Annotated in this window: 13 protein-coding genes; 4 read left to right on the top strand and 9 right to left on the bottom strand. The window is 68.0% G+C overall.

Going from position 1 to position 12,214, the window contains the following annotated elements:
- Positions 1–13: 13 nt before the first annotated feature.
- A complete protein-coding gene (locus AC37TH_RS18150; RefSeq protein WP_490765742.1) occupies positions 14–889 on the bottom strand; it encodes a fumarylacetoacetate hydrolase family protein in 876 nt (291 codons plus the stop codon).
- Between the two features lie 84 nt (positions 890–973).
- Between AC37TH_RS18150 and AC37TH_RS18145 the strand changes: the two genes are divergently transcribed.
- On the top strand, positions 974–1,900 hold the full coding sequence (locus AC37TH_RS18145; protein WP_490765741.1) for an alpha/beta fold hydrolase: 927 nt from the start codon (positions 974–976) through the stop codon (positions 1,898–1,900).
- A gap of 33 nt (positions 1,901–1,933) precedes the next feature.
- On the opposite strand, the gene AC37TH_RS18140 is transcribed toward AC37TH_RS18145, so the two are convergent.
- From AC37TH_RS18140 to AC37TH_RS18120, 5 genes are all read right to left on the bottom strand, one after another.
- Positions 1,934–3,451, bottom strand: a complete 1,518-nt coding sequence (locus AC37TH_RS18140) for an aspartate ammonia-lyase (RefSeq protein WP_490766090.1) — start codon at positions 3,449–3,451, stop codon at positions 1,934–1,936.
- A 136-nt stretch (positions 3,452–3,587) separates the two neighbouring features.
- Positions 3,588–4,970 carry an aldehyde dehydrogenase family protein gene (locus tag AC37TH_RS18135; protein WP_490765740.1) on the bottom strand — a complete coding sequence of 461 codons (1,383 nt, stop codon included), beginning with the start codon at positions 4,968–4,970 and terminating at the stop codon, positions 3,588–3,590.
- Positions 4,971–4,979: 9 nt separating this feature from the next.
- Positions 4,980–5,678 carry a tRNA (guanosine(46)-N7)-methyltransferase TrmB gene (gene trmB, locus AC37TH_RS18130; protein WP_490765739.1) on the bottom strand — a complete coding sequence of 233 codons (699 nt, stop codon included), beginning with the start codon at positions 5,676–5,678 and terminating at the stop codon, positions 4,980–4,982.
- Between the two features lie 55 nt (positions 5,679–5,733).
- Positions 5,734–6,012 (bottom strand): hypothetical protein, encoded by a 279-nt coding sequence (locus tag AC37TH_RS18125; RefSeq protein WP_490765738.1) that lies wholly within the window; start codon positions 6,010–6,012, stop codon positions 5,734–5,736.
- 105 nt (positions 6,013–6,117) lie between these two features.
- Entirely contained in the window at positions 6,118–7,578 is a 1,461-nt protein-coding gene (locus AC37TH_RS18120; RefSeq protein WP_490765737.1) for an NCS2 family permease, read from the bottom strand.
- A 91-nt stretch (positions 7,579–7,669) separates the two neighbouring features.
- Between AC37TH_RS18120 and AC37TH_RS18115 the strand changes: the two genes are divergently transcribed.
- From AC37TH_RS18115 to AC37TH_RS18105, 3 genes are read left to right on the top strand one after another with little or no spacing between them, the layout of a single operon-like run.
- Complete coding sequence (locus AC37TH_RS18115) at positions 7,670–8,947, top strand: uracil-xanthine permease family protein (RefSeq protein ID WP_490765736.1); 1,278 nt, start codon at positions 7,670–7,672, stop codon at positions 8,945–8,947.
- A 56-nt stretch (positions 8,948–9,003) separates the two neighbouring features.
- Positions 9,004–9,195: an SDR family oxidoreductase gene (locus tag AC37TH_RS18110; RefSeq protein WP_490765735.1), complete on the top strand. Its 192-nt coding sequence runs from the start codon at positions 9,004–9,006 to the stop codon at positions 9,193–9,195.
- A 39-nt stretch (positions 9,196–9,234) separates the two neighbouring features.
- Positions 9,235–9,726: a hypothetical protein gene (locus tag AC37TH_RS18105; RefSeq protein WP_490765734.1), complete on the top strand. Its 492-nt coding sequence runs from the start codon at positions 9,235–9,237 to the stop codon at positions 9,724–9,726.
- 166 nt (positions 9,727–9,892) lie between these two features.
- Here AC37TH_RS18105 and AC37TH_RS18100 read toward each other — a convergent pair whose 3' ends face one another.
- The 3 genes from AC37TH_RS18100 to AC37TH_RS18090 all read right to left on the bottom strand — a co-directional run bounded on the left by AC37TH_RS18100 (position 9,893) and on the right by AC37TH_RS18090 (position 12,171).
- Positions 9,893–10,225, bottom strand: coding sequence for a peptidase (locus AC37TH_RS18100; RefSeq protein ID WP_490765733.1), 333 nt, complete (start codon positions 10,223–10,225; stop codon positions 9,893–9,895).
- Positions 10,222–11,439 carry an inorganic phosphate transporter gene (locus AC37TH_RS18095; RefSeq protein WP_490765732.1) on the bottom strand — a complete coding sequence of 406 codons (1,218 nt, stop codon included), beginning with the start codon at positions 11,437–11,439 and terminating at the stop codon, positions 10,222–10,224. The genes AC37TH_RS18100 and AC37TH_RS18095 overlap by 4 nt, the downstream gene beginning before the upstream one ends.
- 138 nt (positions 11,440–11,577) lie before the next feature.
- On the bottom strand, positions 11,578–12,171 hold the full coding sequence (locus AC37TH_RS18090) for a TetR/AcrR family transcriptional regulator (RefSeq protein WP_490765731.1): 594 nt from the start codon (positions 12,169–12,171) through the stop codon (positions 11,578–11,580).
- Positions 12,172–12,214 lie beyond the last annotated feature (43 nt).

Raw genomic sequence — 12,214 nt, 5'->3', positions numbered from 1 at the left:
GCCGGCCGACGTCCTAGGTGACGCGGCAGTATGTCGTGAGGTAGCCGATGCCGCCGATCGAAACCGTCACCGTCGAGTGGTCCTTCAGGAACACCGGAGGCGTGCGCGAGTATCCGGCTCCGCCCGGGCTGCCGGTCGAGATGAGCGTGCCGGGCTGCACCGTGGCCGACTTCGACAGGTACGAGACGATCTCGGCGACCGAGCGCACCATGTCGGCGGTCGACGCATCCTGCAGGATCGTGCCGTCGACGTTCGTCGTCAGCCACAGATCCTGCGGATCGCGGATCTCGTCGGCGGTGACGACGACGGGACCGTTCGGCGTGAAGCCGTCGAACGACTTGCAGCGCGACCACTGGGCCTCGGAGAACTGCAGGTCGCGGGCCGTGATGTCGTTGACGACCGTGTATCCCCAGACGTAGTCGAGCGCATCCTGGACCGACACGTCCCTGGCCGGCTTGCCGATGATGACGCCGAGCTCCGCCTCGTAGTCGACCTGCGTCGTCAGATCCTCCGGCCAGCTCGTCGTGCCGCCGTGACCGGCGAGCGAGTTGGGCCAGAGCGAGAAGATGGTGGCCGCCTTCTCCGAGCGCAACGCCAGCTCGGCGGCGTGGGCGGCGTAGTTCGCGCCGATCGCGATGACGGTCGGAGGGCGGAGCACAGCGGAGGCGTGCCGCAGCTCCCTCACCGGGGTGAGGCTCGTGTGCTGGGCGAGCGCGTTGTCGACGACCGCCTTGACGTGCGCGAGGGTCTCGTCTCCCAGCTCGATCAACTCCTGCAGATCGCGCGGGGCCGGGTCCATCACCTCCTCGAGGAAGAGGGCGCCGTCGCCGATGACGGCCGCAAGACGCGGCGTTGGATCTGTGGTGGAGCTGAGGTGCGAGAATCTCACCTCCCCAACTTATCGGTCGTGAGGCCAGGTCACGAAAATGCGCCGTTCGCACGAAACGTCCGGCGTGTCGGCTAGCGTGGAAGGGTGTCCATCGGTGAGAGGCGACCAGGGGTCGCCGGAGGCGACGACGACGCCGCACGACTCGATGCCGGGATCCCCGACATCGACTGGTCCGTCGCGCCGGTGGGAGCCGTCTTCTCCCGATTCGCGGCCCCCAGCGGAGAGCTCGCGGTCGTCTCGCTCGGCGATCCGGCCGACCCGCGCGTCGTCCTGATCCCCGGCGTGACGGGGTCCAAAGAGGACTTCTACCTGCTGGCGCCGATTCTCGTCGCCGCCGGATACCACGTCGAGAGCTTCGACCTGGCCGGGCAGTACGAGTCGGCGGACGCCGGTCCCGTGCCCGGCGGGCACTACACCTACGAACTGCTGGTCACCGACATCGTGGCGTTCCTGCAGGCCGGAGCACCGGCGCACGTGCTCGGATACTCGTTCGCCGGCGTGCTCGCGCAGCTCGCGCTGGTGGAGCATCCCGGGCTGTTCCGCAGCCTCACGCTGCTGACCACGCCGCCGGAGCCCGGACAGGCGTTCCGCGGGGTTCGGGTCATCGGCTGGCTGAGCTGGTTCCTCGGTGGCCGTCAGGGCGCAGGGCTGATGATCTGGGGCATCGTCACGAACAAGAACAAGGTGCCGCCGTCTCGGCTGGCGTTCGTCCGCTCCCGCTTCGACCTCACCAGGCGCTCGTCGGTCGACGACATCGTCGGGCTGATGAAACGGGTTCCGGATGTGCGTGGCGGGGTCGCGGGGACGCGCATCCCGATGCTGGTTGCGACCGGCAACCACGACCTGTGGCCGACCCACCTGCACGCGGCGAACGCGCAGGCGCTCGGCGCGACCCTCGCCGTGTACAGCACAGGTCACAGCCCGTGCGAGACGGCGCCGCACCAGCTCGCACGCGACATGGTGGCGCTGTTCCACCGCGCAGAGCGGGCGGAGACAGCGCGCACCGACTGACGCGCGCGAGCCTGGCGGGGCCGGAGCGTGTCGTTACGCCTTGTCGACGTCGATGATCGGGATGGCCGTGGTGATCACTTCGAGGCCGCTCAGTCGCGCGGGCGACAGCAGCCTGGTGACGTCTTCGCGGCTCATCAGCTTGGCCTCGACGACGAGGTCGGCGACGTTGCCGCCGGTCAGCAGGGCGGTCTTGGCCAGCGCAGCAGCCGCCGAGTATCCGATGTGCGGCATCAGCGCCGTGATGACGCCGACCGACGAACCCACCATCGCGCCGAGGCGCTCCTCGTTGGCGGTGATGCCGTCGACGCAGTTCACGCGCAGGGTGTGGAACGCCTGCGTCATCCAGGTGATCGACTGGAGCAGCGAATGCGCGATGACAGGCTCGAACGCGTTCAGCTGGAGCTGACCGCCCTCCGCCGCCATCGTCACCGTCACATCGGCCCCAGCGACCGAGAACGCGACCTGGTTGACGACCTCGGGGATGACAGGGTTGACCTTGCCGGGCATGATGCTCGACCCGGCCTGGCGCGGCGGGAGGTTGATCTCGCCGAAACCGGCCTGCGGGCCGCTGGAGAGCAGACGAAGGTCGTTGCAGATCTTCGAGAGCTTGATCGCGCTGCGCTTGAGCGAACCGGAGAACGACATGAACGCGCCGGCGTCGCTGGTCGACTCGATGAGGTCGGGCGCGGTCTCCAGGTTGAGCCCGGTGATCACGTTGAGGTGCCGGACGGCCGCAGCCGCGTATCCGGGGTCCGCCGTGATGCCGGTGCCGATCGCGGTGGCGCCGAGGTTGATCTCCGCGAGCAGCCACTTGGTCTCTGTGAGGCGCGCGTGGTCTTCGGTGAGCGTGGTCGCGAAGCCGTGGAACTCCTGCCCGAGGGTCATCGGGACCGCATCCTGCAGCTGCGTACGACCCACCTTGAGGACGTGGCGGAACTCTTCGCCCTTCTTGGCGAACGCGTCGCGGAGCTGGGCGAGCTCGTCGAGCAGGTGCGCGAGCGCGAAGGTGAGGCCGATCTTGATGGCCGTCGGGTACGTGTCGTTCGTGCTCTGACTGCGGTTGACGTCGTCGATCGGGCTGATGATCTGGTATTCGCCCTTGGCGTGGCCGTCGAGCTCGAGCGCGACGTTGGCGATGACCTCGTTGGCGTTCATGTTGGTCGACGTGCCGGCGCCACCTTGCATCACGCCGACGACGAACTGGTCGTGGTATTTGCCGTCGATGATGAGCTGGCAGGCCTGGTCGATCAGGGCGGCCTTGTGCTTGTCCAGCACGCCGATCTCCAGGTTCGCGCGGGCGGCGGCCTGCTTGACGCTGGCGAGCGCGACGATCAGGTCTGGATAGACGGAGATGGGCCGCTTGGCGATCTGGAAGTTCTCCAGCGCGCGCGACGTGTGCACCCCCCAGTACGCGTCAGCCGGGACCTCGCGGCTGCCGAGGGAGTCCGACTCGATGCGGACGGGTCCGCCGTCCACGGTCGGGGTCGGGACGTCTGAGACGTTCTCCGACGCGTCTATCACAGGAATCGGGTGGGTTTTCGGTTCGTCCATCATTGCTGTGGGGGTGTTCACCGGTTGGCTCCGTTGCCTCTCGTTGTTCGGTGGCATGACTGATATGCCGGCCGTTCGTGGCCGCCGACCATACGAGCCTACCCCGTGAGCCTGGGGACTCAGAAGGCGAAACGGTTCAGCCGAGCTTGCGGAGCAGGCCGCGCGCGAATTTGTCTTTCGCCTCGGTGTACGGCGGGTAGATCAACCGCAGGGTGTCCGGTTTCAGCGACTTCCGCAGGACCGCCTTCTCGTGGCTGAACGTCTGCAGCGAACGCTCGCCGTGATAGGCGCCCATGCCGCTCTCGCCCACCCCGCCGAACGGCAGTCCGGCGACCACCAGGTGCGCGGCGGGCACTCCGAAGCCGACGGCGCCCGAACTCGTGTCCGTGAGGAAGCGCTTGCGCACCTTCGCGTTCTCGCTGAACACATACAGAGCGAGCGGCGCGTCACCGGCGACGATGAACCGGATGGCGTCTTCGAGCCCGTCGACCGTGACGATTGGCAGGATGGGGCCGAAAATCTCCTCCCGCATCACCGGGGCGTCGCGCGGGACGCCGGAGAGCACGGTCGGCGCGAAATACCGGGACGCGGCGTCGTGCGTTCCGCCCGTCACCGTGCTGCCCGCATCCAGCAGGGTGGTGAGGCGCTGGAACTGCCGGTCGTCGACGATGCGGCCGTAGTCGGGACTGATCGCCGGGTCGGCGCCGTAGAGCTCGGTGACGGCGCGGGCCAGCGCGGCCGCCAGGCGCGGGGCGACGGCCTTCGTTGCCAGGATGTAGTCGGGGGCGACGCAGGTCTGCCCGGCGTTCATGAACTTGCCCCAGGCGATGCGGCTGGCCGCCGCATCCACATCGACCGTGTCGTCGACGTAGACGGGCGACTTGCCGCCGAGTTCGAGGGTGACAGGGGTGAGGTTTGCGACGGCAGCAGCGGCGACGATGCGCCCGACACGACCGTTGCCGGTGTAGAAGATGTGGTCCCAGCGCTGCGCGAGGAGTTCGGTCGTCTCCTCGACGCCGCCCTCGACCACGGCGACGGCCCGCGTGTCGAGGTACTCCGGGATGAGCCTCGCCATCGCAGCGGAGGTCGCCGGTGCCAGCTCACTCGGTTTCAGCACCACCGCGTTTCCGGCGGCGATCGCGCCGACCACGGGTGCGAGCAGCAACTGCACGGGATAGTTCCACGGGGCGATGACCAGCACCAGCCCGACCGGCTCTCGAACGACGGAGGCGCTGGCGGGCAGCAGAGCGCCGGGAACGGCGACCCTCTTCGGCCGCAGCCACTTTCGCAAGTGGCGCGTCATGTGATCGATCTCGCCCACCACGAAGCCCAGCTCAGCGATCTGCGACTCGGTCGGATTCTTGCCGAGATCCGCCAGCAGCGCGTCCTCGAACTCCACCGAGCGCTCGGTGAGCATCCTGCGCATGGCCTTCAGCTGGGCGAGCCGCCAGGCCAGCGGTTTGGTGATGCCGCGATCGAAGGAACCTCGGAGGTCGACAGCGGTCTGCGCAGGTGTCATGCGGCCATCCTACGGATGCGCGGCCGGGCGGTACTCCAGGTCGAAGATCGCGTGTCCGAGGCCCTCTCCCCTGCGCTCGAACTTGGTGACGGGGCGGTCGTCCGGGCGAGGGATGAACTGCGCCTCCCCTGCGACGTTCACCAGGCCGGGCTCCGCATCCAGGACGGCGACCATGTGCTCGGCGTACGGCTCCCAGTCCGTGGCGAGGCGGAGGACGCCGGAGGGCGCGAGGGCGCGCACGATCAGGGTCGCGACGTCCGGCTGCACGATGCGGCGACCGTGGTGGCGGACCTTCGGCCACGGATCAGGGAAGTAGATCATCACCTCGTCGATGCTGTGCTCGGCGAGGCTGTGCTCGAACACCTCGACGGCGTCATGCCGCATGATCCGGATGTTCTCGATTCCGCGGGTGCGCATCTCGCCGAGCACCCGGCCGACGCCTGCGCCGTGCACCTCGATGCCGAGGAAGTCGGTGTCCGGGTGACGCTCGGCGAGCGTCAGCAGGTTCTCGCCGTTGCCGAAGCCGATCTCGACCACGCGCGGCGCGCTGCGGCCGAACACCGCATCCAGGTCGATGGGCGCGCCGTCGAACTCGACGCCGTACACCGGCCAGAGCTCGTCGATCGCGCGCGTCTGCCCTTCGGTCTTGCGCCCCCGCGTCACGAAACTGCGCTGCCGGCCGACCTGCTGCTGCTTTTCTTCTTCCACGCCCCTATTGTCCCAAACCCCTGGCTCCATCGTGACGGCGCCCGATGGCTGCCGACTAGAGCCAGGCGAAGGGGAGGAACGCGAGGCTGACACCGAAGCCGACGAACGCGGCCAGTGCGACGAAGACGGCTCCGGCGAGCATGATCGCATTGAGGACGATGCCCCACACGGCGAACGACTTGCCGTACGGCTCGCGGCCGAGCGCCAGGATGCCGACGACGAGCCCGGCGAGCGGGGCCACGAACGTCCACGAGAAGAGGATGGACGCGAGCCCGAGCACGAAGCTCGTGATGCTGAGCGTCTTGGCGGGGGCCCGGTATGCGACGTTGGTCATGTGTGCTGGTTCTCCTCGGTTGGTGTCATCCCAGTCAACTGGCGGATGCGCGACCCCGCCATCCGGTTATCCCCCGATTCCGCTCAGGGGTCACCCTGACTTCCGCTAGTGCGGGAGGATCGCCTCGATCGGGCCGCGCGCGAAGTAGACGAGGAATCCGGCGGCCACGATCCAGAGCAGCGGGCTGATCTCGCGCGCCTTGCCCGCCAGCGAGCGCACCAGCACCCAGCTGATGAAGCCGACGCCGATGCCGTTCGCGATCGAGTACGTCAGCGGCATCACGATGATCGTCAGGAACACCGGGAGGACGACCGAGAACTCGGTGAAGTCGATGTGCTTGATCTGCACGACCATCAGCGCACCGACGATGACGAGCGCTGCCGCGGCGACCTCGAGCGGCACCACCTGGGTCAGCGGGGTGAAGAACATCGCGAGCAGGAACAGCACGCCGGTGACGACGCTGGCGAAGCCGGTCTTCGCGCCCTCGCCGATGCCGGAGGCCGACTCGACGAACACCGTGTTCGACGACGCCGATGCGCCACCGCCGACGATCGCGCCGACGCCCTCGACGATGAGTGCGGGCTGCAGTCGCGGGAACGTGCCGTCCTCCTTGGCGAGGCCTGCGCTGCGGGCGAGGCCGGTCATCGAGCCCATCGCGTCGAAGAAGTTGGTGAACACCAGGGTGAAGATGAGCATGATCGCCGCGAGTGCGCCGATGCGGCCGAACGAGCCGACCACGTCGAACTGGCCGACCAGGCTGAGGTCCGGCAGCGCCACCAGCGAGGTCGGCAGCTGCGGGACGGTGAGGTTCCAGCCCGCCGGGTTCTTGCCGAGCGACGGGCCGACGTGGAAGATCGCCTCGGCGATGATCGCGAGGATGGTCGCCGCGACGATGCCGATCAGCAGGGCTCCCTTCACCTTCCGCGCCATCAGCACGGCCATGATGACGAGCGCGATCAGGAAGATGACGGTCGGCACGGTCGCGATGGATCCGGCCTCCCCCAGCTGCACGGGCGGGGACGACTGGTTGGTGCTGCGCACGAAGCCGCTGTCGACGAAGCCGATGAACGCGATGAAGAGGCCGATGCCGACGGTGATCGCCGTCTTCAGCTGCTGAGGGACGGCGTTGAAGATGAGGCGCCGCAGCCCGGTCGCCGCGAGGATCACGATGATGATCCCGTTGATGACGACGAGGCCCATCGCCTCCTGCCAGGTGAGGATCTTCACCACGTTGACGGCGAGGAACGAGTTGATGCCGAGGCCCGCGGCGAACGCGAACGGCAGGCGCGCGACGAGACCGAACAGCACGGTCATCACCCCGGCGCTCAGCGCGGTCACGGCTGCCAGCTGCGTTCCCTGCAGCGAGTGGCCAGCCACATCTTCCGTGCCGCCCAGGATCAGCGGGTTCAGGATGACGATGTACGCCATCGTCACAAAGGTCAGTACGCCGCCGCGCAGCTCTGTCGCCCAGTTCGAGCCTCTGGCGCTGATCTCGAAGAACCGGTCGAGCCGTCCCTTGAAGGTCGGCGCTGGCGCGGTGTTCGTTGGCGATGCGGACACGTTCATCTCCCGTAGTATCTCGGAGGGGTTTTCTGCGCGAATGCGCGCAGTCAAGCCTAGACGCCCGCAACGCCCGCTACGACGCGAAGGATGCGCCATGCCCCTGCCCTGGAAACTTCACGGTGACGGAAAGAACGTCTCGGCCTCGGCCGTCGTCCTCCCCGGGGAGCGGCTCACCTGGCCCCGGACGATCGGCCTCGGCGCCCAGCACGTCGTCGCGATGTTCGGCGCGACGTTCCTCGTGCCCGTCCTCACGCACTTCCCGCCGAGCACCACGCTGCTGTTCTCCGGGATCGGCACCATCCTGTTCCTGCTGATCACCCGCAACAAGCTGCCGAGCTACCTGGGCTCGTCGTTCGCGTTCATCGCGCCGATCACCGCCGCAACAGCCAGCAACGGGATGGGCGGGGCCCTGTTCGGCATCGTCGCCGTCGGCATCCTGCTGGCCATCGTCGGCGGGATCGTCATCCTGACCGGAACCGGCTGGATCGACGCCCTGATGCCCCCGGTGGTCGCGGGAGCGATCGTCGCCCTGATCGGGTTCAACCTGGCGCCGGCCGCCCGGGACAACTTCGTCAAGGCGCCGTGGACGGCGATCATCACCCTGCTGGCCGTCCTGCTCTGCACCGTCCTGTTCAGGGGGATGCTCGGTCGTCTGTCGATCTTCATCGGCGTGGTCGTCGGCTACGTCGCCGCCGTGATCGCCGGGCAGGTCGACTTCTCCAAAGTGGCCGAGGCGAAGTGGCTGGGCTTCCCGACGTTCGCGTTCCCTGCGAACCCGTTTGAGAACCCGGGAGCAACCTTCGGCATCCTCCCCGCCTTCCTGCCGGTCGTGCTGGTGCTGGTGGCGGAGAACGTCGGCCACATCCGCGGCGTCGCCCAGCTGACGGACCCGTCCGTCAACAAGCTCACCGGCCGCGCGCTGTTCGCCGACGGCCTGGCGACGACTGTCGCGGGCTTCTTCGGCGGCTCCGGCACGACGACCTACGGCGAGAACATCGGCGTGATGGCCGCGACCCGCGTGTACTCGACAGCCGCATACTGGGTCGCCGGCATCGTGGCCGTGCTGCTCGGCCTCTCCCCCAAGGTCGGCGCCGTCATCAACACGATCCCTGCCGGGGTGCTCGGCGGCGTGACGACCGCCCTGTACGGCCTCATCGGCGTCATCGGCGTGAAGATCTGGCTGGACAACAAGGTCGATTTCTCGAAGCCGGTCAATCAGTTCACCGCGGCGACGGCGCTCATCATCGGCATCGCGAACTTCACCCTGAACCTCGGGCAGCTGACGTTCAACGGCATCGCGCTCGGGACGATCGCCGCGATCGTCGTCTACCACCTGATGCGCACGGTGGCGCGCCTGCGCGGCACCGACTAGCGGCGAGCCGCTTCCTCGTGCGAAAAGCGCGGTCCCGGATGCCGGGACCGCGCTTTTTGCACGAGTCGAGCACGTCCGCGGCGCGCGGCCGGGCACCGCCCTCGAAGGCGCTCAAGCTGCAGATCCCGGCCAGACGATTCGCGCAACCGGAAGAGGTCGCGGGCCTGATCGGCTACCTCGCCTCCGAGCAGGCGGCGATGGTGACAGGCGAGAACATCCTGATCGCCGGCGGATACTCCTCGATCTGAGCCCACCCGACAGCCCGCCGCGTGCGTCATGATGAGCACGTGGACAGGACGACGACGCCCCTCCTCACCCGGCGTCGGCGACGGGCAGGTGTGCTCAGCGCGCTCTGCGTTCTCGGCGTGCTCTGCCTTGGTGCGTCAGCGCTCACCGGGTGCTCGTCCGGCGTTCGGGCCTGCCCGAGCTGGGCGGACTTCTCCGACCCTGTCGTCGCATACCGGCAGGCCGACTTCGTCGCCGTCGGACGCGTGACGGGGAGGGACGGCACCATCGCGACAGAATTCGGAGCAGTGCGGGCGTACCGGTTCGCGGCCGACGACGTCCTCAAGGGCAGCGCATCCGGAGGCAGCGTGCGCCTCGGCTCCCGCGCCGACCCGTGCGACGGCGGAGACGGATACGCGGCGGGCGACGCACTGGCGACCCCCGACCGCATCATCGTCTACGCGATGAACGACGGCGACGGACTCGTGACCCTCACCCCGTCACAAGGCGTGACAGCGTTCCCCGAGGGCGCTCCCCTTCCCCGCGAACGCTGAACCCTTCCCAGCGACTACGATCACTCTGCTCGAGTTGCCAGCGCAGCAGCGACGCCGACAACGATAACGAGAGCGGCGCAATCCAGAGCTGTACGATCCAGTCGCCCGGGCGCAACCGATCGGCGCGCTCGACTGGCACGAGTGCTTACTCGACTGGCACGAGTGCTTACTGGTGGAAGAACGGGATGATCAGATACAGCCCGTAGAGCACCGCAAGCCCACAGCCGACGAAGCAGGTGTAGGCTCCCGCGAGCGCCCAGCGCTTCTGCGCGTCGGAGAGCGGGTTCTTCTTGCGGGCCTTGGCGGCCTTCTTCAGCGCGCGGGCCGCCTCCTCGGGAGAGATGACGGTGATCGCGTCGGTGAACTCGACGGGCTCGACGAACAGTGCGCGCCCGGCCACCGCGAGCAGGCGCGTGCCGAGGGCGTAGAGGGCGACGACGACGCACGCTCCGATGATGGAGGCGGCGAAGACGATCAGGAAGGCGAACCAGTCGATCATGCTGACTCCTTCTCCTTGCCGCGCGGCTTTTTGAGCGGCTTGACCTTCTTGATCCTGACGGCGCGTCCGGAAGCCGCGACCTCGCTGGCTCCCTGCACCGGGGTGGGAGCGACCGCGTTGTCGCTGTCGACCTTGTTGCGGTTGGAGAGCCGGAAGATGAGCACGATCACGATGACGGCGGCGACGGCGTCGATCGCGAGGCCGATGGGGCCGAAGTCGACCAGCCAGGCGGAGAACGCGCCGACGATGCCGGCCGCCGGAAGGGTGAGCAGCCAGCCGAGCGCGATCCTGCCGGCAGTCCCCCACCGGACGGACGCCCCACGGCGGCCGAGGCCGGAGCCGATGACCGACCCGGACGCCACCTGCGTGGTGGAGAGCGCGAAGCCGAGGTGGCTGGAGGCGAGGATGGTCGCCGCCGTGCTCGTCTCAGCGGCGAAGCCCTGTGCCGGCTTCACTTCGGTGAGTCCGCGACCGAGCGTGCGGATGATGCGCCAGCCGCCCGAGTATGTGCCGATCGCGATGGCGAGGGCGCAGGAGACGACCACCCAGAGCTCCGGGCCGGAGCCCGCGGTCTGGACGCCAGCAGCGATGAGAGTGAGGGTGATGACGCCCATGGTCTTCTGGGCGTCGTTGGTGCCGTGCGAGAGGGCGACCAGGGACGACGAGAAGATCTGTCCGTAGCGGAAGCCGCCACGACCATCCGGCCTGCCGTCGTAGCGACGCGTGATCCAGTAGGCCAGCTTGGTGGCGCTGTACGCGACGACACCGGCCGTGACCGGCGCGATCAGCGCGGGCAGGATCACCTTGTCGAGCACGACGAGGAAGTCGACGGAGCCGAGCCCAGCGCCGACCAGGGCAGCGCCGATCAGCCCGCCGAACAGCGCGTGGCTGGACGACGACGGCAGACCGAGTAGCCAGGTCACCATGTTCCAGATGATCGCCCCGACCAGTCCGGCGAAGATCAACTCCGGGGTGATCAGCACACCACCGTCGCCCTCCTTGATGATGCCGCCGGAAATGGTCTTGGCCACTTCGGTGGAGAGGAACGCTCCGACGAGGTTCAGGATGGCCGCCAGAGCAACGGCGACCTTCGGCTTCATCGCACCCGTTGCGATGGGGGTGGCCATCGCATTCGCGGTGTCGTGGAAGCCGTTGGTGAAATCGAAGAACAGGGCCAGTGCGATGACCAGCACGACGATGAGGGTGAGATCCACCGGTTTCTTTCTCGTGTCGGGACACAGTCCACCCTGCGAGAGTTCATCAGGATTTCATGCAAGTGACCTGGCGCTGTTTCGCAACCACGAAAATCCTCACACGCCAGAACAGTCAGGTCAACTTCGCCGGGATGCAGGTCAACGCGACCGGGCCGCGTCCGGCCGTTTGCAGAGGACGAGATCGACGAGGCGCTCCGCGAATCCGGGGTCAGAAGGATCCCTGGCCAGCGCGCGGAAGATCAGGGCGCCGATCAGGGTCTCGCTGACGTCGTCGATGGGCAGGTCGGCGCGCAGCTCACCCTCGGCGCGGGCGGTACGCAGGCGCGCGGAGAAGAGCCGGGGGTCTGCGAGGGCTTCGCGCAACCGGCTGCCGACCTCGGCATTGGCCGTCGCCGCGGCGATCAGAGAGCGGAACAGCCCCTCGCCCGTCGCGCTCTCCAGCACGGAGAGGACCTCCGTGAGCCACGCGGTGATGTCCGCTCTGAGGTCGCCCGTGTCGGCGAGGACGAAGCTGTCCGGCAGCAACATGCCCTCCAGCAGGCACTCGGCGATCAATTCGCTCTTGCCGGACCACCAGCGGTAGACGGTCTGCTTTCCGACCCCGGCTCGCGCGGCGATGCCCTCGATGCTGAGGTGGTCGTAGCCGCGTTCGGCGAACAGCGCCGCCGTCGCCTCGAGGATCGCGAGCCTCGCCGCCTCGCTGCGGGGAGCCCCTCGTCGTCCTTCCGGCATGGCTCACAGCTTACCTGCATTTATCGAGACGGACCGTTGCGTA

The organism is Leifsonia sp. McL0627 (assembly GCF_058244615.1).
The sequence above is the reverse complement of the archived record's forward strand: the minus strand, read 5'-3'. Positions and strand labels throughout refer to the sequence as shown.